Below are 21690 nucleotides of genomic sequence, written 5' to 3'. Positions count from 1 at the left end.
GCGTGTGCCGCATGTGCGGGAGGTACGCGACGACCCGGAGCGCGGGTGACCTGAGCGGGCTGTTCGAGTCGTCCGACGAGACCGACGACCGCGTCCGGTCGAGCCACAACGTGGCGCCCACCTCCGCCGTGCCGATGGTCCGGCTCTCCGCCGAGGGGCACCGTGCCCTGTCCGCCGGCCGCTGGGGGTTCCTGCCGCCCTGGTCGCGCTCGCCGGGCGAGGGGGCCCGGATGATCAATGCGCGGGCCGAGACGGTGGCCACCAGTCGGGCGTACGCGCCCGCGTTCGCCCGCCGCCGCTGCCTGGTCCCCGCCGACGGCTGGTACGAGTGGGTCCGGCGGCCGGAGGGCGGCCGGCAGGCCTACTACATGACCCCGGCCGACGCCTCGGTGCTCGCCCTGGCAGGCATCTGGACGACCTGGGAGGGCCCGGCCGGTCCGGTGCTGACGTTCAGCGTGCTGACCACCGCAGCCGTCGGTGAACTGGCCGAGGTGCACGAGCGGATGCCGCTGCTGCTGCCCCGGGAGCGCTGGGCGTCCTGGCTGGGCCCGGTGGACGACCCGGCCGCGCTGCTTGCCCCGCCCGCCGCCGGGTGGCTGGCCGGCCTGGAGATCCGCCCGGTCGGGGCGGCGGTCGGCAACGTGCGCAATGACGGGCCGGAACTGACCGCCCGGGTGCCGGCACAGGCCGCGCCGACCGGAGACATGACGCTTTTCTGACAGCCGACGAAGCGCATTGTCGCGCACTGATTCGCCAGGGTTGCGGTGAATCGTCGCCCGCTGTTTAGGGATTCTTCTTGCGAGGCTCTTGTCTCCGTGTCCCAAAGTGCGATACAACACAGCGCCGGTAGTGGACGACGATTCGCACGGTGCGAACGACGTCCATCGATCATGCCGGTCCCACGGGGGAGGTGGGTGGATGACACGGGCGCGTATGCCCCGCCCGCATGAGGTGGCCGCCGCACGACGAGATCCGCGACTGCTGCGGGCGCTGCGTGAACGGCAACAGGACGAAGCCTGGCGAACCAGAGGGACCTGCCAGAGCGTGGACCCGGAGACATTCTTTCCGGCACCCAACGAACCGGCCGACGCGGCCGTGGCTCTCTGTCGCAGTTGCGATGTGCAGGGGCCCTGCCTGGCCTGGGCGTTGGATGTCGGCGACTGCCACGGCGTCTGGGGCGGCACCACGCCGCGCGAACGCCGGGCGATGCTGGTGGCCTGGCGCAGCGAGGTGGACCCGGACCCGGGTGCGGCCGACGAGGCCGGCCCTCCGGTGCGGGACCGGCTGCTCACGCTGGTCCCGTTGAGCTGACCCAGCCGGCCGTCCTCCCGTCCGGACGGGAGGACGGCCGCGCTCGGCGTACGGGCCGGGGCGGTCCCCGGGCCGCGCTCGGCCGACCCGCAGAATGGGCCCGTGCGCCATGACGAGGAGATCGGGACACCACGCGGGCCGGCCCGGGTCGACACCGACCTGCCGGCCGGTCCGCCGTTCGCCCTGCTGGTGCTCGGGCACGGGGCGGGCGGCGACGTCGACGCGCCCGATTTGGTCGCGGTCCGGGATGCGGCGGTGGCCGCCGGGGTGGCGGTGGTCCGGGTGACCCAGCCGTACCGGGTCGCCGGCCGGCGCGCCCCGGCCCCCGCCGGGCACCTCGACGAGGCGTGGACGGCGGTCGTGGCCGAGGTGCGCCGACGGCACCCCGCGGGGCCCGCGCTGGTGGTCGGCGGCCGGTCCAGCGGTGCCCGGGTGGCCTGCCGTACCGCCGTGGCCGTCGGCGCCGACGCGGTGCTTGCGCTGGCCTTCCCGCTGCACCCGCCGGGTCGGCCGGAGCGCTCCCGGGCGGCGGAGTTGGCCACCGGGCTGCCGACGCTGGTTGTCAACGGCGACCGCGATCCCTTCGGCGTGCCCGCTGCGGGCCCGCCGGTCCGGGTGGTGGTCCGCCCCGGCGAGCGGCACGACCTGCGCGACGATCCGGCCGGCACGGCCGGCGTGGTGGTCGACTGGCTGCGCGGGCGGGGCTGGGCGTCGCCCTGACCCGCGCCCCGTCGCGGCGGGCGGGGCCGGCGCGGCCGTGACCGGGGCACGGCACGCGTCGTTGTCTCCGTTGGTGTCGGGTGCCGATCCGGGCGACCGGCGCCGTCCCGCCCAGGCCCTTCCTGGTCCCAGCGCCGGCGTCCGCCGGGGCCGGGGCCAGGAACGGGGGCCGGTCGGCCGGAATGCCGGGCCTGGCGGTCCGCGTTACCCCCCATGGACGAAATTTCTGCTTCAGGGGGGGTGTGACCGGTGCCGACCGAGACACGGAGCCGGGAACGGGACGAACGGGAGGCGGGGCAGCTCAGACGGCTGCTCGACGCACCGGATTGGCCCGCCGGGGCGCGGCCGGACGGGCCGGCGGCGGTGAGGACCAGCACACCGGCCGGAACCGAATCTGCGCCGGGGTTCTGGCGCGTATCCTCGGCGGGAAAGCATCCGACGCGAGGGGATGTGCGGTTGACCACCGAGAAGACGGACGAACGCAGGGCCCGTTTCGAGCGGGACGCGATGCCCTTCGTCGATCAGCTCTACGCCGCCGGGCTGCGCATGACGCGCAATCCGGCGGACGCGGAGGACCTGGTCCAGGAGACGTACCTGAAGGCGTACGCGGCCTTCCACCAGTTCGAACAGGGCACCAACCTGAAGGCCTGGCTGTATCGGATCCTGACCAACACCTACATCAACTCCTACCGCAAGCGGCAGCGCCAGCCGATTCAGGCGCCCACTGAGGAGATCACCGACTGGCAGCTCGCCGCGGTCGAGTCGCACACCTCCAGCGGGCTCCGCTCGGCCGAGACCGAGGCGCTGGACAAACTGCCCGACAGCGACGTCAAGGAGGCCCTCCAGCAGTTGCCGGAGGAGTTCCGGATGGCCGTCTACCTCACCGATGTCGAGGGCTTCTCCTACAAGGAGGTGGCCGACATAATGGGCACCCCCATTGGCACGGTGATGTCGCGGTTGCACCGCGGCCGACGTAATCTGCGCAAGCTGCTCGAACGGTACGCCGCCGAGCGCGGCTTCTCCGCCGCGCAGCCGGCCAAGGGTTCGACCGCCGCCGCCGGCCGGGAGGTGTGACGTGAGCTGTGGGAAGCCGCACAGGACGGATTGCCGCGAGGTGCTCGCCGAGGTCTACCTCTACCTCGACCTGGAGTGTGCCGAGGAGCGTCGCCTGCTGATCAGGCACCACCTCGACGAGTGTGGGCCCTGCCTGCGTGAGTACGGCCTCGAGCAGGAGGTGAAGGCGCTGGTGGCCCGGTGCTGCGGCAACGAGACCGCGCCGGAGCAGCTGCGCGAACGGCTGCGGGTCCGCCTCACCGAGCTGGTCGTCTTCGAGACGAGGGAGTCGCGCGAGCTGGCGGACTGACCCGGCGGGGTTACGCGCCGCAACGAAACGACGGTGGCCCGGGTCGATCGACCCGGGCCACCGTCGTTCTCCGGCCCCCGCTGGGCGGGTGGACCGGGCCGCTGGACGGTCGGCGGGCAGGCCGCCGCGCCGGTCAGGAGTTGGGGCGCTTGCCGTGGTTCGCCTTGTTCTTCTTCCGGGCCTTCTTCTTCCGGGACTTCTTCGCCATGTCGACCTCCTCAGGTGCTGGTCACTTCCGCCCGCGCGAGAGCGCGGCGGTGGTCGGCTACCGGCCCTCGGGCGCACGCGGGCCGACCCGCTGATGCTAGTGCGGGCGGCGTCCGCCGTGGTCCGCCGGGGCGGTGCTGGCGCCGCGCCCACCCGGGCTGCCCCCTGTTTCGTCGACTCGGCGTGCCGCGTGTCGCACGCTCACGCCCGCTCCGGGCCCGGGACGGGCCGGAGCATGATTGGATACCGATCGCAGAGACGCCGGTGGAGAGGGAGGGCCGACATGGCCGAGGAGATCCGCGCCGAGATGGTGGCCAACGTGTGGAAGATCGTCGTGTCGGCCGGGGACGCCGTCTCCGAGGGGGACACGCTGGTGATCCTTGAGTCGATGAAGATGGAGATCCCGGTCGTCGCCGAGTCCGACGGCGTCATCGAACAGCTCGCGGTCAACGAGGGCGATGTGGTGCAGGATGGCGACCTGATCGCGGTGATCGGTTGAGCGGCCTGCTGGTCCGGCGGGCCGCCGCGGTCGACTTCGCGGCGGTGGCCCGGATCACCGTGGCCGCGTACGAGGCCGACGGGCAGCTCAAGGGGGAGAACGGCTACGCCGTCGCGCTCGCCGACGTGGCGAGCCGGGCGATGAGCGGCGAGGTGCTGGTCGCCGTGGACGAGGTTACCGGCGAGCTGCTCGGGTCGGTCACGTTCGTGCTGCCCGGCACCCCGTACGCCGAGCTGTGCGGTCCCGGCGAGGCCGAGTTCCGGATGCTCGCGGTGGACCCGGCCGCGCAGGGCCGGGGCGCCGGCGCGGCGCTGGCGCGGGCCTGCCTGTCCCGGGCCGCCGAGCTGGGCTGCTCGGCGGTGGTGATCTGCGTCCGCGACGGGTTCGCCGAGGTCGGCCGGCGGCTCTACGAGCGGCTGGGCTTCGTCCGCACGCCGGAGCGGGACTGGTCCCCGCTGCCCGGGGTGGAACTGCTCGGCATGCGCCGGGAACTGCCCGTGGCGACCCCTGGGGGTTGATCCGCGACTGTCCGCCCGGCAGGCCCGGGGCCGCGCGCTCAGCCCTCGCCGATCTTGGCGAGCAACTCGTCGGCCACCTCCAGGGCGAGCTTGCGCCGCTCGGCGTCGGTGACCTGCGGGCTGCGGATCCCGAACCAACTGCTGTGTACGGCGTACAGGGCCAGCGCGGCGCGTAGCTGGGCGCCCGGTGAGTCGTCGCCCCGGGCCAGCGCCAGGGCCAGCCGCATCATCCGGTCGCGCATCCGCTGCCCTGCGGTGAGGCTCTTCAGCACGGTCTGGTTCTGCTCGAAGAAGCGCATCACCGAGTGCTCCTCGGTGGCGAACATCGTGTCGGCGTACCGGGTGATCAGCTCCCGCCGGGTCGCCAGCGTGGTCGGCCGCCCCTCGGCCCAGGCGATCAGCGCGTCCATCCGGTCCAGCCGGTCGTGGGCGAAGCTGCTGACGATCTCGTCCTTGCTCTTGAAGTGGTAGTAGAGCGCGGCCTTGGTCACGTTGAGTCGTTCGGCGATCTCGCGCAGCGACGTCTTCTCGTACCCGTGTTCGGTGAAGAGTTCCAGGGCCACGGTCTTGATTCGCTCCCGCGTGCCGCCTGTGCTCTCTGTCACCGTTTTGCCACCCAACTCGCTTGACGTCATCTTGCTGTCCAACCTACCGTGCGGCTAGTAAGCTGACCGGCCGGCAAGTAAGCCAGTCAAACCTCGGGGAGCCTACTGATGACTCAGGCGCAACAGCAGACTGTGGAGCGACGACCCAACATCCGGGTGGTGCTCTTCGGCCTGATGATCGCGATGATGCTCGCGATGCTCGACAACATGATCGTCAGCACCGCGCTGCCGCGGATCGTTGGCGAGTTCGGCGGGGTGGACCACTTCACCTGGGTGGTCACCGCGTACGTGCTGGGCACCACGGTCTCCACCCCGATCTGGGGCAAGCTCGGCGACATCTACGGCCGCAAGGTCGTCTTCCTGACCTCGGTGGTCGTCTTCCTGGTCGGCTCGGCGCTGTGCGGCATGGCCGGCTCCGGGCTGTTCGGCGGGGCGGACAGCGGCATGGTCGAGCTGATCGCCTTCCGGGCGGTCCAGGGCCTCGGCGCGGGCGGGCTGATGGTCGGCGTGATGGCGATCATCGGCGACCTGGTCCCGCCCCGGGAGCGGGGCCGCTACCAGGGCATGATCGCCGGCATCATGGCCATCGCCATGGTCGCCGGCCCGCTGGTCGGCGGGTTCATCACGGACAACCTCTCCTGGCGCTGGGCGTTCTACGTCAACCTGCCGCTCGGCGGCGTCGCGCTGGTGCTGCTCGCCACCACCATGCACCTGCCGAAGTACCGCACCGAGCACCGGATCGACTGGCTCGGCGCGGGGCTGCTCTCGGTCGGCATCACCGCGATCGTGTTGATCACCACCTGGGGCGGGAACTCCTACGACTGGGTCTCCCCGCAGATCCTCGGCCTGGCGGCGCTGGCCCTGGTCACCCTCGTCGTGTTCGGCCTCGTCGAGCGGCGCGCCCCCGAGCCGATCCTGCCCCTGAGGCTCTTCGCCAACCGCAACTTCGCGCTGATCTCGGCGATCGGTTTCCTGCTCGGCTTCGCCATGTTCGGCGCGATGAACTTCCTGCCGCTGTACCAGCAGACCGTCCAGGGGGCCTCGGCCACCAACAGCGGCCTGCTGCTGCTCCCGTTGATGTTCGGCATGCTGGTGGTCTCGCTGGTGGTCGGCCGGGCGATCACGAAGACCGGCCGGTACCGGATGTTCCCGATCGTCGGCGGCGTGGTGATGACCGCCGGCATGGCGCTGCTGACCCGCCTGGACGTCGGCACCGGCAAGGTGGAGTCCTCGCTCTACATGATCGTCCTCGGCGTCGGCATGGGCTTCCTCATGCAGACCTCGATGCTGGTCGCGCAGAACAGCGTCGAGCAGAAGGACCTCGGCGCGGCCAGCGGCGCGGCCACCTTCTTCCGCTCCATCGGCGGCTCGTTCGGCATCTCGCTGTTCGGCGCGATCTTCGCCAACCGGCTCGCCGACTCGTCCGCCGGGCCCGCGTTCAGTGGCGGGGGCGGCGAGGGTGGCCAGCTCGACCTGGACAAGCTCCAGGAGTTGCCGGCGCAGGCCCGGGAGTTGGTGCTCGGTGGCCTCTCCGACGCGATCTCGCACGTCTTCTGGTGGGCGGTGCTGTTCACCGTCCTGGTGCCGGTGCTCGCCTGGTTCATCCGGGAGGTCCCGCTGCGCTCGACCAACGACGCCCCGCCCGCCGGGGCCGTCGGGGAGGAGCAGGCGGAGGTCGCCCTCGGCCGGGCCCCCACGGCCTGACCGCCGCCAGCCCCGCCGGCCGCGCCCACCTTCCGGGGTGCGGCGCGGCCGGTCGCGGTCGCTGCGCTCCGGGTCGGTGCCGGGGGCGCTGGTTCGGCGGTGAGCCGGGTCGGTCAGGGGCGGCGTCGGGAACGGGTGAGCCGGGCCCAGAGCCGGCGCAGCGGTCCCGGCCGGCGCGGTCCCGGCCCGGAGATCAGCTCCCCGGCGAGCGTGGCCGTGCCCGCGTCGAGGGCCGGGGTGGCCAGCGCCAGGTACGCCAGGGACACAGCGATCGGCACCGGCCGCTCCCGGGCCACCGCCGCCGCGTCGGCGAGCCGCTCGGCCACCACCCGGGCCACGTCGGCCCGGACGAGCGGGTCCACCCAGGCGGCGGTCACCAGGGCGAACAGGGCCGCCTCGGTGATCCAGTCCTCCACCCCCCAGACCAGGTCGACCAGCACCCGACGGCGGGTGGACTCCGGCCACGGCTCGTCGGTGCGGTGGTGCAGCAGGCCCAGGCACGCCCAGACCTGCACGCAGCGCACCCACAGCGACGGGTCCTGGCCGGCCAGCAGCCGGCCCATCCCGGTGGCGGGCGCCGCGGGCGGGTGCACCAGCAGCCCGAGCAGGTCGGTCAGGCTCAGGGTGGCCAGGCCGACCGCCGCGTCGTACGCCGCCGGGGGGTGCGGCCAGGCCGGGTGGGCGAGCTGCCGGATCCGGTCCGCGGCCTCGGCCGAGGGCGCCGGCACCGTCGGGGCGGGGACAGTGCCTTCCCAGCGCCACAGCGGCCGGTCGCTGGCCCAGCGGGGCTCGCGCGGGTCCGGGTCGCCGACCGCGGCCACCTCGACCCGCAGCCCGGGCGCGGCCGTCGCCACGGTACGCATGGCGCTCGGCGTCTCCAGCGTCTCCAGCCGTACGGTCGCGCCGCGGCCGCGGTTCTCCTCGGTCAGGGCGTGGCGCAGCACGGCCACCGCCGCCCCGGCGGCCGGGGTGACCTGCCCGAGCCAGGGCCGGCTGCGGCAGCCCTCGGCGAGGTCGCCGTGTTCGTGCGAGTCGTCGGGGTGGTCGCGGACGAAGTCGGCGAGCGCCACCAGGTGCGCCACGTCGCCGTCGCGCTGGAAGCGCAGCCGGTGCGCGGTGTGCACGGCGCAGTCGAAGGTGGGGTCCCGGGCCAGGGCCCGGTCGATCCAGTCCAGGGCCTCGTCGAGCCGGCCGTTGTCGGCCAGCGTGCCGGCGAGGTCGGCGTACACGGCGAGATCCGTCGGGTCGTGCTCGACGGCCCGGCCGAGCGCCGCGAGGGCGTCCCGGGTCCGACCGGCGCTGCGGTAGGCGTACCCGAGCCAGACCTCGCCGAGCTTCGACGGCGCGACGCGTACCCCCCGGCTGGCCCAGTGGATCGCCAGCGTGACCTCGCCGAGGCGCCGGGCCAGCGCGGACGCCGCCCCGAGCAGCAGGCCGTGGTCGGGGTGGACGGTGACCGCGTTGCGGGCCAGCGCGAGGTACGGCGACAGCGGCCCCCGGTCGGCGCGCGGCACCGGGTCGCCCACGGTGGCGCAGACCTGCATCAGCACCCGGGCGATGCGCTCGGGGTCGAGCCGTTCGGGCAGCTCGGGGGAGGTCACCCAGGGCACCCCGGCCCAGTCGGCGTGGGGGTCGTGCCCGGTGGCGGCGGCCAGCAGCTCCAGCCCGTCGTCGGGCCGCCCGGTCGCGGCGAGCAGGTGCGCGCGGGCCACCACGACGCCGACGAAGGCGCGCTGGTGCAGCGGGAACAGGTCGACGCCCCCGCCGCTGGCGGCGGCGAGCCGGGCCAGCGTCTCGTGCACCTCGGGCAGGGTGGGCGCCCGGGTCAGCGCGCCGGCGACGTGCCCGGCGGCGTGCGACAGGTCGCCCTCGTCCAGCGCGAGCCGGGCCAGGGTCAGCTCCTCCTCCGCCGACAGCGGGGGATCGTCCCTTCCCTCGGACACGTGGGCCTCCCGCTCGTAGGTGCCTCGCCCGCCGGCGGGATCGTCCGCGCGAAGGGCGCTCGCCAGAGGCGGGCGGGCCCCGCTCGCCGGTGCGGCGCCGGGCCGGGCAAGCGTAGGTGATGTTGCGGCGACATGGTGATCCGCTGCGCAATCCTGCTCGCTAGATTGCTGGTGGTGGAAGAAGAGTGCAAGACTGAGCAGGAAATGCGCGGCTATCGCGCAGGGAAAGGGGTGTCCGTGACACATTCAGGGGCCGGGATGGCCGCCGACATCAACGAGCAGCCGGCCGGCTACGAGCGGCTGCTCTCCGCCGAGCACACCGGGGCGATCGCCCGGGTGGCCGCCGCCGTCGCCGAGCGCCGCCCCCGGCATGTGGTCTTCACCGCCCGGGGCACCTCCGACCACGCCGCCCTCTACGCGGCGTACCTGACCGAGATCCGGCTCGGCCTGCCCGCCGGGCTCGCCTCGCCCAGCGCGGTCACCCTCTTCGGCGCCCGGCCCGACCTGTCCGACGCGCTCGTCGTCGGGGTCAGCCAGAGCGGCGGCTCACCCGACCTGGCAGAGGTGCTGCGCAGCGCCCGCGCCTCCGGCGCGCTGACCCTCGCCCTCACCAACAACCCGGACTCCCCGCTGGCCGAGGTGGCCGAGCTGAGCGTCGACATCGCCGCCGGGCACGAGCGGGCGGTGGCCGCCACCAAGACGTACACCGCCGAGCTGCTCGCCCTGCTGCTGCTCGTGGAGGGCATCCGGGCCGGTGACGGCGTGCTGCCCGCCGAGGAGCGGTCGGCGCTGGCCGCCCTGCCCGAGCTGGCCGCCCGCACCCTGGACGACACCACCCCGGCCCAGCTCGCCCCGCGCTACCGGTTCGCCGCCCAGCTCGTCACCACCGGCCGGGGGTACGCGTACCCGACCGCCCGGGAGGCGGCGCTGAAGCTGATGGAGACGTCGTACCTGCCGGCGCTCGCCTTCTCCGGCGCGGACCTGCTGCACGGCCCGCTCGCCATGACCGACCCGGACGTCCCGGTGCTGGCCGTGGTCGGCTCCGGCCCCGGCGGTCGGTCCATGGGGGAGGTGCTGCCCCGGCTCGGCGAGCGCCGCGCCGACGTGGTGGTGGTCGGCTCCGCCGAGGTGGAGGGGGCCACCCGGATGGCCGTCCCCGAGGTCGACGAGCGGTACGCCCCGCTGCTGGACATCCTGCCGTTGCAGCGGCTCGCGCTGGCGCTGGCGCTGGCTCGGGGCGAAAACCCGGACGCCCCGCGCGGCCTGAAGAAGGTCACCGCGACGATGTGAGATCCGGCGTGGCAGGCTGGTCAGCGTGTCCACGCTGCGCGACCTCGCCGAGGAGCACACCCAGCTCCGCCCCGCCGACATCGACCACCTGCACCGGATCGCCGGAGACTGGCAGCTGCTGTCCGACCTGTCCTTCGCCGACCTGCTGCTCTGGGTGCCGGTGGATGCCGAGGGCAGCTTCCTCTGCGTGGCCCAGGTCCGCCCGACGACCGCCCCCACCGCGTACCAGGACGACCAGGTGGGGCGGATCGTCGGCGGGCCGGAGGTGTCCCACCTGGACGTCGCGTATGTGCAGGGCCGGATCTGGCGGGAGGGCGACCCGGTCTGGTACGGCGACGTGCCGGCCCGGCACGAGGCGATCCCGGTCCGGCTGCGCACCGCCGACGGGGAGTCCGGCGAGGTGATCGCGGTGGTCGGCCGGGACACCAACCTCTCCACCGCCCGCACGCCCAGCCAGCTCGAACTGAACTACCTCACCACCGCCGACGATCTGGCCCAGATGATCGCCGATGGCACGTTCCCGCCGCCCCGGCATCCGGGGGAGACCACCTCCGCGCCCCGGGTCGGCGACGGCCTGGTCCGGCTGGACGCGGGCGGCAAGGTCACCTACGCCAGCCCGAACGCCCAGTCCGCGTACCGGCGCCTCGGCTACGCCTCGCACCTGGGCGGGGAGGACCTGGCCGAGCTGCACCGCCGGCTGGCCGGCGACCCGCTGGAGGGCACCGACGCCGGAAACGCCATCCTGGCCGCGCTGCGCGGCGAGGCGCCGCCCCGGCGGGAGATCGACGCCCGGGGCGCGACCATGCTCACCCGGGCACTGCCGCTGATGCCCGCCGGGGTGCCGATCGGCGCGCTGGTCCTGGTCCGCGACATCACCGAGGTACGCCGCCGCGACCGCGCCCTGATCACCAAGGACGCCACCATCCGGGAGATCCACCACCGGGTGAAGAACAACCTGCAGACCGTCGCCGCGCTGCTGCGACTCCAGGCCCGCCGGGTCGCGATGCCGGAGGCCCGGGTCGCCCTGGAGGAGTCGGTACGCCGGGTCGCCTCCATCGCCCTGGTGCACGAGACGCTCTCCATGTCCAGCGACGAGGCGGTCGAGTTCGACGGCATCGTCGACCGGGTGGCCAGCGCGGCGACCGAGGTCGCGGCGACCGAGCAGACCGTCGGGATGCGCCGCCGGGGCAGCTTCGGGGTGCTGCCCGCCGAGATCGCCACCTCGCTGGTGATGGTCCTCAACGAGCTGCTGCTCAACGCGGTCGAGCACGGCTTTCCGCCGACCACGGAGGCCCCTTCGGCCGGTCCCGCCCCGCTGGCCGGTACCCCGTCGGCGGCCGGTACCCCGTCGGCGGCCGGTACCCCGTCGGCGGCCGGTACCCCGTCGGCGGCCGGGACCGCTCGGCCCGAGGCGGACCGTGTCCTGCCGGCCGTCTCGGGGCCCGGCCCCGTGGCCGCGCCGCTGGTGGTCGTCTCGGCGCACCGGTTCCGCAAGCAACTGCACGTCACCGTCGCGGACAACGGGCGCGGTCTACCGGCCGAGTTCGACGCCGAGCGCGGCGGCCGGCTCGGCCTTCAGATCGTCCGGGCGCTGGTGACCGGGGAGCTGCGCGGCACCATCGAGCTGCGCAACGGCGCCGAGGGTGGCACCGAGGCGGTTTTGGTGGTCCCCCTGGCCCGCTCCTGACCGGCCGGCTCGCCGGCCACGGGGTAACCGCGACCGGCCCTGGGAGGCCCACGACGCGGGGACCGGGTCTTTCCCGGGTCACCGGGTGAGCAGCGCCACGGTCAGGCCCGGTCGCGGGTGGACCCGCTCGACGGTGAAGTCGTCGCGCAGCGCGTCCCCGGCTGCGCCGGACACGGCGTCGACCGGGTCGGTCCGCCGGCCGGCGACCACCAGCCAGACCCGGTCGACGCCGGCCAGGCACTCGGCCGGGTGCGGGCATTCGTCGGCCCAGTAGTCCCCGCGCGCGTCCCGGTCCCGGACGACCAGGGCGTCCCGGGGCTGCCGGTCGCCGAGGCGGTAGCGGACGCCGAGATCGAGGAAGAGCCAGCCGTCCCGGGGGGAGAAGACGATCACGTCCCCGGGGCGGCGTCCCTCGTCGACGACCTGGGCCGCGCCCCGGTAGTCGACCAGCGCGCCGCGCGGCCACTCGTGGCTGCGCCGCAGCGCGGCCTGGTCGGGCAGGCCGAGCAGGCCGGCGAGGAGCACCACGCCCAGCGCCGCTGGCAGCGCCGCCTCGCCCCTTTCCGGCGTCCGCGCCGCCTCGCCCCTTTCCGGCGTCCGCGCCGCCTCGCCCCTTTCCGGCGTCCGCGCCGCCGGGCCCGATTTTGCCGCCGGGTCCGTTGCGCCCAGTGCCGCGCCGGCCAGGACGCAGGCGAACGGGACGGTGAAGAACAGGTAGCGCGGCACCCAGAGCGGCCCGGCCAGCCCGGCCAGGAACACCAGCAGCACCGGCAGCACCACGCACGCGGCCGGGAGCAGGGCGCGCCGCCCCAACCGGGCGGCCCCGAGCGCGGCGAGCCCCAGCAGCAGCCCGCCCACCTCGCCGCTCTGGGCCAGCGCGCCCGGCAGGGCGGCCAGGTCGGCCGGTCGGGCGCGGTCGACCCAGTCGAGCTGCCTGCCACGCTGGCCGACGGCCAGCAGCACCAGAGGGGTCAGCGCGGCCAGCGCGGCCAGCACCGCGACCAGCCAGCCCCATGGCGGCCAGCGTCGACGGGCGCGCGCGGGGGCTGACCGTGGCGCCCCGACCGGGTGCGGGGCGGCGGCGGCCCGGTGGGCGTACGGCGCGGTCGCGGCGTGGGCGGCGAGCAGGGTGAGGGCGACCAGGTGGGCCAGGCCGAGCCCGGCGACGGCAGCGGCGTACCCGGCCCAGCGACGCCACCCCGGCCGGTCCAGGGCCCAGGTCAGCAGCAGCGTCGCCAGCACGGCGAAAAGGGCGACGAACGCGTACGGGCGGGCCTCCTGGGCGTACCGGGACGTGCCGGGCAGGACCGCGAACAGCAGCCCGCCCAGCAGCCCCGCCCGCCGGCCGAACAGCCGGCACCCGAGTGCGGCGGTCAGCCCGGCTGTCCCGGCCGTGGCCAGCACCGACGGCAGCCGCAGTGCCGTGGGGGAGTCGCCGAACGCCGCCACCCAGCCGTGCATGAGCAGGTAGTACGGCCAGCTCGCCGCGTCGATGACGCTGGCCATCCGGGCCAGGGCGCCGAGCGGGCGGGTGGCCGCGCTCCAGGTGGCCAACTCGTCCCGCCACGGCTGGGCGGAGCCCACCCCCGCGCCGGTCACCGCCAGGGCCACCAGCGCCGGCCACCCCCAGACCGCACCGAACCACCCCGGTGAATGCCGCCTTCCGGGCAATTCGTCCACGCCGTCGAGCCTTCCACACGTCGGCCGCCCCGGGGACGCGTCAGGGTCGCTCCCGGGCCGCCCCGGAAGCCGGGCCCGCCCCGCCCGACCCGCCCGCTCGGCTCGGCCTGCCCCGGCTCGGCCCGCCCGGCTCGGCCTGCCCCGGCCCGGCCCGCCCGCTGGGAGGGGCACGCTCGAACACGGAAATAGTTGCCTCGGCGTGCGGGGAGGGGACAGTTTCCCTGATCGAGGGCGATCTTGGCTTCCGCTCGCATCGGCGGCCCGTGATGTGGGATCACCCACGCTGTCATTGGTAGGGCCCCTGAGCATGTGGGAGCATGGCTGCATGCTTGCCGCTGTCGTCCGTCGCTTCGTGGCCCGTCGCCACGTCGACTACGGCCGCGTGCGCAGCGCCATCTGTCCGGCCTACTGACGACGCCCGACCACTCGTCTCGGGCGCGCGTTCCCGCGCCGGCCGTCCGACACCGCTGTCCATGGCCCCGTCCCACGGGCCGGCCGCGCGCCCGCGCACTGAGGCACAGCAGACAACGGAGGACGCCGCGATGGCGGTCAGCAGCACCCCCGCCCGGCCCGACGCTCCCGCGGCACCCGCCGCCCGGGCCCCCCGCCGTCCGCGTGGGGAGGGGCAGTGGGCGCTCGGCCACCGCGAGCCGCTCAACCCCAACGAGCGGATCAAGAAGGACGACGACCCGCTGAACGTCCGGGCCCGGATCGAGAACATCTACGCCCACCGGGGCTTCGCCTCGATCGACCCCTTGGACCTGCGCGGCCGGTTCCGCTGGTGGGGGCTCTACACCCAGCGCAAGGCGGGCATCGACGGCGGGCGCACCGCCGTGCTGGAGCCGCACGAGCTGGAGGACGAGTTCTTCATGCTCCGGGTCCGGATCGACGGCGGGCAGCTCAACCTGGCCCAGCTGCGGGTCATCGCCGACATCTCCCGGGAGTTCGCCCGGGACACCGCCGACATCACCGACCGGCAGAACATCCAGTTCCACTGGATCCGGGTCGAGGACATGCCGGAGATCTGGCGTCGGCTGGAGGCTGTCGGCCTGCAGACCACCGAGGCGTGTGGCGACTGCCCGCGGATCGTGCTCGGCAGCCCGGTCGCCGGGGTGGCCGAGGCCGAGCTGCTCGACCCGACCCCGGCGATCGACGAGATCGTCCGGCGGTACGTCGGCGACAAGCAGTACTCCAACCTGCCGCGCAAGTTCAAGACGTCGATCTCCTGGCTGGTGGACACCCCGTACGAGACGAACGACCTCGCGTTGCTCGGCGTCGACCACCCCGAGCACGGCCCTGGCTTCGACGTCTGGGTTGGTGGCGGCCTGTCCACCAACCCGATGCTGGCCAAGCGGCTCGGCGTCTGGGTGCCACTGGCCGAGATCCCGGATGTCTGGGCCGGCGTGGTGGGCATCTTCCGCGACTACGGCTACCGCCGGCTGCGCAACCGGGCCCGGCTGAAGTTCCTGGTCGCCGACTGGGGCGTGGAGCGCTTCCGCGAGGTGCTGGAGAAGGAGTACCTGGGTCGTACGCTGCTCGACGGTCCCGCCCCCGAGCTGCCCGAGCGGCCGGTCGACCACATCGGGGTGCAACCGCAGCGCGACGGCCGCTACTACGTCGGGGCCGCCCCGGTGGTCGGCCGGGTCTCCGGTCCACAGCTCGCCCGGCTGGCCGACGTGGTCGAGGCGCACGGCAGCGACCGGGTACGGCTCACGCCGTACCAGAAACTGCTGGTGCTGGACGTGGCGGCGGAGCGGACCGACTCGCTGGTGGCGCAGCTGCGCGGGATCGGCCTGGCGGCCCGGCCGTCGGCCTGGCGGCGCGGCACCATGGCGTGCACCGGGATCGAGTACTGCAAGCTCGCCATCGTCGAGACCAAGGCGCGCGGCGAGGAGCTGGTGGCCCGGCTGGAGGAGCGGCTGCGCGACTTCGACGCGGACATCTCCATCCACATCAACGGCTGCCCGAACGCCTGCGCCCGCACCCAGGTCGCCGACATCGGGCTCAAGGGCCAGCTCGTGGTCGGCCCGGACGGCCGCCAGGTGGAGGGCTTCCAGGTGCACCTGGGCGGTGGCCTGGGCATGGCTCAGGGGCAGACCGCCGGCTTCGGCCGCAAGCTGCGTGGCCTGAAGACCACCGCCGACGAGCTTCCCGAGTACGTGGAGCGACTGGCCCGCCGCTACCTGGCCGGCCGGACCCAGGGCGAGACGTTCGCCAACTGGGTGATCAGGGCCGACGAGGAGGAACTGCGATGAGCGAGCACAGCGAGCGAACCGGCAGGCCCAGTGCGGTCGAGCCTCGTCGCGATGCCGAGCGCGGCGAGGTGTCGCGATGAGCGAGACCCGATCGGCACCCCTGTACTGCCCGTACTGCGGCGAGGAGAACCTGCGGCCGAGCGAGGCCGGCCACGGCGCCTGGGAGTGCCACGCCTGCGCCCGGGTCTTCGCGGTGAAGTTCACCGGGCTGCTCGGCCGGGCGGTGACCCGGTGAGCGTCGTGTCGGCGGCGGGCCTCGGGCTGGTCGGGCTCGGCGGCGCGGCACCCGCCGACCCGGCCCGGCGCGGCCCGGAGGAGCTGCGCGCCCTGGCCGGGCGGGCCGGGCGGGAGCTGGAGGGCGCGCCGGCGCTGGAGATCGCCCGCTGGGCGGCCGATACGTTCGGTGAACGGCTCTGCGTCACCAGTTCGATGGCCGACGCCGTCCTGGCCCACCTGGTCTCCCGCGTCGCCCCCGGGGTCGACGTGGTCTTCCTCGACACCGGCCTGCACTTCCCGGAGACGCTGCGGGTCCGCGACGAGGTGGCCCGACGGCTGCCCGTCAACGTCCGCTCGATCCGTCCGCGGCTCACCGTGGGCCAGCAGGACGGCGAGTACGGTCCCCGGCTGTTCAACCGGTCCCCGGACGACTGCTGCCAGCTCCGCAAGGTCGAGCCGCTGGAGCGTGCGCTGAGCGGGTACGACGCCTGGGCCGCCGGGCTGCGCCGCGACGAGTCGCCGACCCGGGCCAACACGCCGGTGGTGACCTTCGACGCCCGGCGCGGCAAGGTGAAGGTCAACCCGATCGCCGCCTGGACCCAGGCGGACGTGGACGCCTATGTCGCCCGCCACGACATCCCGGTCAACGAGCTGTTCAAGCGGGGCTACGGCTCGGTCGGCTGCTGGCCCTGCACCCGTCGGACCACGGCGGGGGAGGACCCCCGGGCGGGCCGGTGGGCGATGTTCGAGAAGACCGAGTGCGGGCTGCACGGCTGACCGTCGCCGGGATCGCGGGGCTGTCGCCCGCGCCCCCGACCCTGGCTGTCCCGGTCCTGGCCCCGCTGGCCCCGGCCCCGCTGGCCCCCGCACCGCTGGCCCCGGCCCCGGTCGTCCTGGTCGCGCACGGCAGCCGGGATCCCCGGGCGGCAGCGGCGACCCGGGCGCTGGCCCGGGCGGTCGCCGCCGCCCGTCCCGGCCTGTCCGTGTCGACAAGCTGGCTGGACCACACCGAACCGGGGCCGGCGGCCGTGCTGCGGTCGCTGGCGGCGGCCGGTCATCCCCGGGCGGTGCTGGTGCCGCTGCTGCTCACCGCCGCCTACCACCGGCGGGTCGACATCCCGGCGGCGGTCGCGGCGGCCCGGGACTCGGGCCCGCCGATCAACGTACGCGTCTCCGACGTGCTGGGCCCCGCCGACGGCGTGGTCGACGCCGCGCTGCTGGCCGGGCTGCGGCGCCGGCTGGCCGAGGCGGAGCCAGGGCGGTTCGACGCGCTGGTGCTGGCGGCGGCGGGCACCCGGGATCCCCGGGCGCGCGGGTCGGTGGGGCGGGTCGCGGCAGCGCTCGGCGCCGAACTCGGGGTGCCCTGCCGGGTGTCGTACGCCTCGGCAGCCCCGCCGCTCACGGGCGCGGCGGTGGCCCGGCTGCGCGCGGCGGGCGCCCGCCGGGTGGCCGTGTCGGCGTACTTCCTGGCCGCCGGCCTCTTCCACGACGCCGTGCTGGCGGGGGCCCGGTCGGCCGGTGCCGTGACGGTGTCCGGGCCGCTCGCCGACGCCCCGGAGCTGGCCGCGCTGGTGCTGCGCCGGGTGGACGCCGCGGCGCGGTGACCGGCCGGGGCTCGACGCCCACCGCCGGCGCGGCCCGTCGGCTTTCGGCCCTGACCGGCGCGGCCCGTTGGCTTTCGGCCTCGGCTGGCCCGGCCCGGACGGCAGAACGCCCCGGCAGGGGTTGCCCTGCCGGGGCGTGAAGCCTTTGGTTCTGTGTGGTCAGGCGGAGTGAGCGCGCAGCACCCGGAGGCCACCGCGGCGCTTGACGGCGCGCCGCTCCTCCTCGCTCATTCCGCCCCAGACTCCAGCGTCCTGACCGGACTCGAGCGCCCACTGGAGGCACTGGTCGGTCACGGAGCAGCGCTGGCAGATGGCCTTGGCCTGCTCGACCTGCAGGAGAGCCGGACCGGACGTCCCGATCGGGAAGAACAGCTCCGGGTCCTCATCGCGGCAGACAGCATGGTGACGCCAGTCCATGGCGGCAACACTCCTCATTCTGGATGGGTGGCAGATTTGCTTTTGGTGCTTTTCCTATAAACGTCCGCACGCCGAATGGTTACGGTTCGCGTCCATCAATTCGGCGCTGCGTGAGCAGGCTCTTGTTGCCCTTGGGACCTGCTGGAACAGCTCAACACGGCGAGCGTATCCAGGCAATGTTCCGATAGCTCAAGTTCGCTTGTGAATACTTTCACGAACTTACGCGATGTCAAGGGTGACGCTCGGAAAAACTCCGAGCGGGTGAGCAAGCTCACGACCCTTTTGTCCGGGTTCTAGAGGTGATCCAGATACCCGCCGTACCACAGTCGAGGATCAATATAGTACAGTCCGCGTGACATTGCTGACATTTCCGGCACCTCGCCCTCGGTGTGCGGCCACCGTGTCGGCACGGTGTGGGGGACCGCTTGACCAAGGGCTGTACCCGAGACCTAACAGATTACTCTCAGTGCGGCCGGAACGGATGCAAATCTAACTTTCTCTCGTTCGCCGAGGTAGTCCCCGTCCAGCTGGAAGGCCTGCGGGCGGCTCGTGAACAGGGTGAACTCATTCACGTCGTGCAGCCGCAGCACCTGGCGGCCCCGAGGATCCGGAGCCCGCGAGAACGCCTGGGTCACTGTGCGTGCGGTGCTCGCCACGCGGAGCTGACGCATCGCCAGCACGTCCAGCCCGAGATCGAAGGACGCCTCCGGGTTCGGGTTGATCTCCCGCTCGCCCAGGTACGTCCACGGCGCGGTGTTCTGGATGATGACGGTGGCCAGCTCGCCCTCGGGGGCCTCCCCGGGCCGCTCCAGGGTGATCGCGGGGTGGCGCCGGTCCGAGCGGAGGAAGTACTGGTTCACCGTCGACCGCAGGTAGAGCGCCGGGGTGGAGACCCGGCCCCGCCGGCGGGCCTGCTCCACGCGGTGGATGACCGCCGCGTCGATGCCGAAGCCGGCGCAGAAGGTGAAGTAGCGGTCGTCGGCCCGCCCCAGCCCGACCGTCCGGGACCGGCCCAGCCGCAGCCCTTCGAGGATCATGCTGGTGCCCTCGGGCCACTCCCGGGGCAGGCCCAGCGCCCGGGCGAACACGTTCGTCGAGCCGCCGGGGACGGTGGCCAGCGCCGGTAGGCGCTCGGCGGGCGTCTCCCCGGTGCGGATGGTCGGCGGGTCGGCCGTCATCAGGCCGTTCACCACCTCGTTGACCGTGCCGTCACCACCGAGCGTGACCACCAGGTCGACGCCCTCCTCGGCCGCCTCCCGGGCGAGGTCGGTGGCATGGCCCCGCCGGCGGGTGTACCGCACCGACAGGTCGACTTCGCTGCGCAACGCCCGGACCAGGACGTCCCGGCTGCGCTCGCTGGTGGTGGTGGCCTTCGGATTGACGACCAGGACGGCCCGCATGGGCGGCACTGTACCGCGATCCCCCACGGGTATCGTGTCGCGCGTGACCATCGACTCGGACCGGAATCCGACCCCGCTGCAATGGGCGGTCCGGCTGCTCCGGGCGGAGGCGGTCGCGCTGGCCCTGGTGGCCGCCTGGCTGGTCTGGGCCGATCTCACCGCCGAGACCACCGACCTGCCGTCGGCGCTGCTGGTGACCGCGTTCGCCCTCGGCGGCACGGCGGCGCTGTGGATGCTCGGCGGCGCCCTGAGCCGGCGCCGGGCCGGGGCCCGTGCCCCGGCGATCGTCCTGGAGCTCATGCTGCTGCCGGTCGGTTGGTACATGATTCAGGGCGGCCTGGGGTGGCTGGGCCTCCCGCTGATGGCGCTCGGCCTCGGGGTGTCCGCCCTGCTGGTCAGCCCGCCCACCACGCGGGCCCTCGGCTTCTAGCCGGCCGGCGGCGGGTCAGTAGCGGGACGCGCGCCGGGTGAGCAGGGAGATGGTGGCCCGGCCGTTCGCCGCGTTCGCCGCCGCAGCCGTGGTCAGCGCGGTCAGCACCTTCCAGGCGAAGGACGACTCGGAGGGCAGTGTCGCGCCGCGCACCGTCGGCACGGTCACCTCGACGGTGAGCGCGTCGTCGGTCACCGCGAACCGGCACTCCAGATCGGCGTCCCGGGTGGCGATCGCGAGCAGCATGGCGCACGCCTCGTCCACGGCGATCCGCAGGTCCTCGATCTCGTCGAGGGCGAACTGGAGACGGGCGGCGAGGCCGGCCGTGGCAGTACGGAGCACGCCGAGGTAGCCGCCGTCGGCGGGCACGGTCAGGTGCACCACATCGTCGTCAGTCGCTGGCTGGCCGGTCAGTTGAGTCACGCCTCATCCCCCCGGCGGGGACTCTACCCCGTCAGGCCGACGGGCGCGTGGGCGCGCCGCCGGTGGCGTCCGGGGCCCCGCCGCCCGCCTGCGCCGCGAGCGCGTGCAGGGCGGGCCCGGTCAGCCGGTACGGCACCCACTGCGCCAGCGGCGCGGCGCCGACCGCGGCGTAGAACCGGGCGGCCGGATTCCAGTCGATCATCGACCAGTCGAGCCGCCGGTAGCCCCGCTCCACGCAGATCGCGGCCAGGGTGGCCAGCAGCCGCCGGCCCGCGCCGCTGCCCCGAGCCTCCGGGCGGACGTACAGGTCCTCCAGGTGGATGCCGTGCACGCCGGCCCAGGTGGAGAAGTTGAGGAACCAGAGCGTGAAGCCGAGCGGCCGGTCGGCGTCGTCCACCGCCACGTGACCGAACAGCGCCGGTGTCGGGCCGAAGAGGGCCGCGTCGAGCTGCTCGGCGCTCAGCTGGCACTGGTCGGGCGCCCGCTCGTACTCGGCCAGCTCGTGCACCATTGCGACGACGGCCGGCACGTCCCGAGGACGTGCCGGCCGTACTGTCGGGGTGAGGCCGGCGGTCACGCCTGCTTGGTCTCCCAGAAGATCTTCGAGATCTCGTCGATCTTCGTCAGCAGCTCGTCGGCCTTGGCCGGGTCCACGCTGCCCTTGGCGCCGCTGGCACCGGCCAGCTTGGTTGCCTCGTTGAACAGGGTGTGCAGGTTCGGGTACTTCTCGAAGTGGGCCGGCTTGAAGTAGTCCGTCCACAGCACCCACAGGTGGTGCTTGACCAGCTCGGCGCGCTGCTCCTTGATGATCAGCGCCCGGGTGCGGAACTCGGCGTCGGTGTTCGCCTGGTACTTCTCGGCGATCGCCTTGACCGACTCGGCCTCGATCCGGGCCTGGGCCGGGTCGTAGATGCCGCACGGCAGGTCGCAGTGGGCGCTGGCGGTGACGCTCGGCGTGAAGATGCGCAGAAGTCGCATCGGGATCCTCCATGTGAAGTTTGCGATGATCCAAGACGACATTACTCCTGGACATGCTCCCCAGCGGGGCGGAGGTGAAACCCGGGTGCGCCCCGACGAACCCCGGGCCGTGGACCGCCTGCGCGGGCCGCTCGCCGCCGTGCTGGTGGTCGGCCCGTCGATGGTCCCCACCCTGCGTCACGGCGACGCGGTGCTGGTCCGCCGGGGAGGCCGCCCGGTCCGCGCCGGCGACGTCGTGGTCGCCGTCTTCCGCAGTCGCCCGGAGCTGCTGGTGGTCAAGCGCGCGGTCCGTCCGCAGGACGGCGGCTGGTGGGTACGTGGCGACAACGACCTGATCACCGACGACTCCCGGGCCTACGGCGTGGCCGATGTGCAGGGCCGGGTGGTGGCCCGGTACTGGCCCCGGCCGGGCCGTCTGAGCCGTCGCTGAGCTACTCCTG

General features: G+C 74.0%; 25 protein-coding genes. 16 read left to right on the top strand and 9 right to left on the bottom strand.

What is annotated here, in order from left to right; all coding sequences use genetic code 11:
• The first annotated feature begins 11 nt into the window (after positions 1–11).
• From ACQPZO_RS25835 to rsrA, 5 genes are all read left to right on the top strand, one after another.
• Positions 12–719 (top strand): SOS response-associated peptidase, encoded by a 708-nt coding sequence (locus ACQPZO_RS25835; protein ID WP_433344540.1) that lies wholly within the window; start codon positions 12–14, stop codon positions 717–719.
• A gap of 199 nt (positions 720–918) precedes the next feature.
• Complete coding sequence (locus ACQPZO_RS25830) at positions 919–1311, top strand: WhiB family transcriptional regulator (protein ID WP_350886993.1); 393 nt, start codon at positions 919–921, stop codon at positions 1309–1311.
• Between the two features lie 102 nt (positions 1312–1413).
• Positions 1414–2031, top strand: coding sequence for an alpha/beta hydrolase family protein (locus ACQPZO_RS25825; protein ID WP_433344539.1), 618 nt, complete (start codon positions 1414–1416; stop codon positions 2029–2031).
• 249 nt (positions 2032–2280) lie between these two features.
• Entirely contained in the window at positions 2281–3105 is an 825-nt protein-coding gene (locus ACQPZO_RS25820) for a sigma-70 family RNA polymerase sigma factor (protein ID WP_433344538.1), read from the top strand.
• A gap of 1 nt (position 3106) precedes the next feature.
• The gene (rsrA, locus tag ACQPZO_RS25815; protein WP_387015500.1) at positions 3107–3394 is read left to right on the top strand and encodes a mycothiol system anti-sigma-R factor; all 288 of its coding nucleotides are present in this window, start codon (positions 3107–3109) and stop codon (positions 3392–3394) included.
• A 133-nt stretch (positions 3395–3527) separates the two neighbouring features.
• Here rsrA and ACQPZO_RS25810 read toward each other — a convergent pair whose 3' ends face one another.
• On the bottom strand, positions 3528–3602 hold the full coding sequence (locus ACQPZO_RS25810; protein WP_387016047.1) for a 50S ribosomal protein bL37: 75 nt from the start codon (positions 3600–3602) through the stop codon (positions 3528–3530).
• A gap of 282 nt (positions 3603–3884) precedes the next feature.
• Between ACQPZO_RS25810 and ACQPZO_RS25805 the strand changes: the two genes are divergently transcribed.
• Together ACQPZO_RS25805 and ACQPZO_RS25800 are read left to right on the top strand one after the other, a co-directional pair.
• Positions 3885–4100 (top strand): biotin/lipoyl-binding carrier protein, encoded by a 216-nt coding sequence (locus ACQPZO_RS25805; protein WP_161685399.1) that lies wholly within the window; start codon positions 3885–3887, stop codon positions 4098–4100.
• Entirely contained in the window at positions 4097–4618 is a 522-nt protein-coding gene (locus ACQPZO_RS25800; protein ID WP_433344537.1) for a GNAT family N-acetyltransferase, read from the top strand. The genes ACQPZO_RS25805 and ACQPZO_RS25800 overlap by 4 nt, the downstream gene beginning before the upstream one ends.
• 38 nt (positions 4619–4656) lie before the next feature.
• Here the strand turns inward: ACQPZO_RS25800 and ACQPZO_RS25795 are convergent, their stop codons facing one another.
• The gene (locus ACQPZO_RS25795) at positions 4657–5253 is read right to left on the bottom strand and encodes a TetR/AcrR family transcriptional regulator (protein ID WP_433344536.1); all 597 of its coding nucleotides are present in this window, start codon (positions 5251–5253) and stop codon (positions 4657–4659) included.
• A gap of 78 nt (positions 5254–5331) precedes the next feature.
• Here ACQPZO_RS25795 and ACQPZO_RS25790 point away from each other — a divergent pair, with 78 nt between their 5' ends.
• Positions 5332–6927: an MDR family MFS transporter gene (locus tag ACQPZO_RS25790; RefSeq protein WP_433344535.1), complete on the top strand. Its 1596-nt coding sequence runs from the start codon at positions 5332–5334 to the stop codon at positions 6925–6927.
• A 113-nt stretch (positions 6928–7040) separates the two neighbouring features.
• Here ACQPZO_RS25790 and ACQPZO_RS25785 read toward each other — a convergent pair whose 3' ends face one another.
• Positions 7041–8870, bottom strand: a complete 1830-nt coding sequence (locus ACQPZO_RS25785; protein ID WP_433344534.1) for a tetratricopeptide repeat protein — start codon at positions 8868–8870, stop codon at positions 7041–7043.
• A gap of 258 nt (positions 8871–9128) precedes the next feature.
• Between ACQPZO_RS25785 and ACQPZO_RS25780 the strand changes: the two genes are divergently transcribed.
• Positions 9129–10160 carry an SIS domain-containing protein gene (locus ACQPZO_RS25780; protein WP_433351260.1) on the top strand — a complete coding sequence of 344 codons (1032 nt, stop codon included), beginning with the start codon at positions 9129–9131 and terminating at the stop codon, positions 10158–10160.
• 25 nt (positions 10161–10185) lie between these two features.
• On the top strand, positions 10186–11847 hold the full coding sequence (locus ACQPZO_RS25775; RefSeq protein WP_433344533.1) for a histidine kinase N-terminal domain-containing protein: 1662 nt from the start codon (positions 10186–10188) through the stop codon (positions 11845–11847).
• A gap of 78 nt (positions 11848–11925) precedes the next feature.
• On the opposite strand, the gene ACQPZO_RS25770 is transcribed toward ACQPZO_RS25775, so the two are convergent.
• On the bottom strand, positions 11926–13527 hold the full coding sequence (locus ACQPZO_RS25770; RefSeq protein ID WP_433344532.1) for a glycosyltransferase family 39 protein: 1602 nt from the start codon (positions 13525–13527) through the stop codon (positions 11926–11928).
• A 542-nt stretch (positions 13528–14069) separates the two neighbouring features.
• Here ACQPZO_RS25770 and ACQPZO_RS25765 point away from each other — a divergent pair.
• The 4 genes from ACQPZO_RS25765 to ACQPZO_RS25750 all read left to right on the top strand — a co-directional run bounded on the left by ACQPZO_RS25765 (position 14070) and on the right by ACQPZO_RS25750 (position 17602).
• Positions 14070–15782 (top strand): nitrite/sulfite reductase, encoded by a 1713-nt coding sequence (locus ACQPZO_RS25765; RefSeq protein WP_433344531.1) that lies wholly within the window; start codon positions 14070–14072, stop codon positions 15780–15782.
• Positions 15783–15858: 76 nt separating this feature from the next.
• Positions 15859–16017: a hypothetical protein gene (locus ACQPZO_RS25760; RefSeq protein ID WP_433344530.1), complete on the top strand. Its 159-nt coding sequence runs from the start codon at positions 15859–15861 to the stop codon at positions 16015–16017.
• Positions 16014–16775 carry a phosphoadenylyl-sulfate reductase gene (locus ACQPZO_RS25755; protein WP_433344529.1) on the top strand — a complete coding sequence of 254 codons (762 nt, stop codon included), beginning with the start codon at positions 16014–16016 and terminating at the stop codon, positions 16773–16775. Before ACQPZO_RS25760 ends, ACQPZO_RS25755 begins: the two co-directional genes overlap by 4 nt.
• Before the next feature lie 65 nt (positions 16776–16840).
• Complete coding sequence (locus tag ACQPZO_RS25750) at positions 16841–17602, top strand: sirohydrochlorin chelatase (protein WP_433351258.1); 762 nt, start codon at positions 16841–16843, stop codon at positions 17600–17602.
• Between the two features lie 159 nt (positions 17603–17761).
• On the opposite strand, the gene ACQPZO_RS25745 is transcribed toward ACQPZO_RS25750, so the two are convergent.
• Together ACQPZO_RS25745 and ACQPZO_RS25740 are read right to left on the bottom strand one after the other, a co-directional pair.
• Positions 17762–18019: a WhiB family transcriptional regulator gene (locus ACQPZO_RS25745; RefSeq protein WP_433344528.1), complete on the bottom strand. Its 258-nt coding sequence runs from the start codon at positions 18017–18019 to the stop codon at positions 17762–17764.
• A gap of 449 nt (positions 18020–18468) precedes the next feature.
• Positions 18469–19419: a diacylglycerol/lipid kinase family protein gene (locus ACQPZO_RS25740; protein WP_433344527.1), complete on the bottom strand. Its 951-nt coding sequence runs from the start codon at positions 19417–19419 to the stop codon at positions 18469–18471.
• A 43-nt stretch (positions 19420–19462) separates the two neighbouring features.
• Here ACQPZO_RS25740 and ACQPZO_RS25735 point away from each other — a divergent pair, with 43 nt between their 5' ends.
• Positions 19463–19849 (top strand): hypothetical protein, encoded by a 387-nt coding sequence (locus ACQPZO_RS25735; RefSeq protein ID WP_433344526.1) that lies wholly within the window; start codon positions 19463–19465, stop codon positions 19847–19849.
• A gap of 15 nt (positions 19850–19864) precedes the next feature.
• On the opposite strand, the gene ACQPZO_RS25730 is transcribed toward ACQPZO_RS25735, so the two are convergent.
• From ACQPZO_RS25730 to sodN, 3 genes are read right to left on the bottom strand one after another with little or no spacing between them, the layout of a single operon-like run.
• On the bottom strand, positions 19865–20272 hold the full coding sequence (locus ACQPZO_RS25730; RefSeq protein ID WP_433344525.1) for an ATP-binding protein: 408 nt from the start codon (positions 20270–20272) through the stop codon (positions 19865–19867).
• Between the two features lie 31 nt (positions 20273–20303).
• Positions 20304–20849 (bottom strand): N-acetyltransferase family protein, encoded by a 546-nt coding sequence (locus ACQPZO_RS25725; protein ID WP_433344524.1) that lies wholly within the window; start codon positions 20847–20849, stop codon positions 20304–20306.
• The gene (gene sodN / locus ACQPZO_RS25720; RefSeq protein WP_387015535.1) at positions 20846–21250 is read right to left on the bottom strand and encodes a superoxide dismutase, Ni; all 405 of its coding nucleotides are present in this window, start codon (positions 21248–21250) and stop codon (positions 20846–20848) included. Before sodN ends, ACQPZO_RS25725 begins: the two co-directional genes overlap by 4 nt.
• Positions 21251–21275: 25 nt before the next feature.
• Between sodN and ACQPZO_RS25715 the strand changes: the two genes are divergently transcribed.
• Positions 21276–21680 (top strand): S24/S26 family peptidase, encoded by a 405-nt coding sequence (locus ACQPZO_RS25715; protein WP_433344523.1) that lies wholly within the window; start codon positions 21276–21278, stop codon positions 21678–21680.
• Positions 21681–21690: the final 10 nt, after the last annotated feature.

It is taken from the genome of Micromonospora sp. CA-111912 (assembly GCF_050948415.1).
Taxonomy (GTDB): Bacteria; Actinomycetota; Actinomycetes; order Mycobacteriales; family Micromonosporaceae; genus Micromonospora.
Note: the sequence above shows the minus strand (reverse complement) of the source record. Positions and strands in the feature narration are given on the sequence as shown.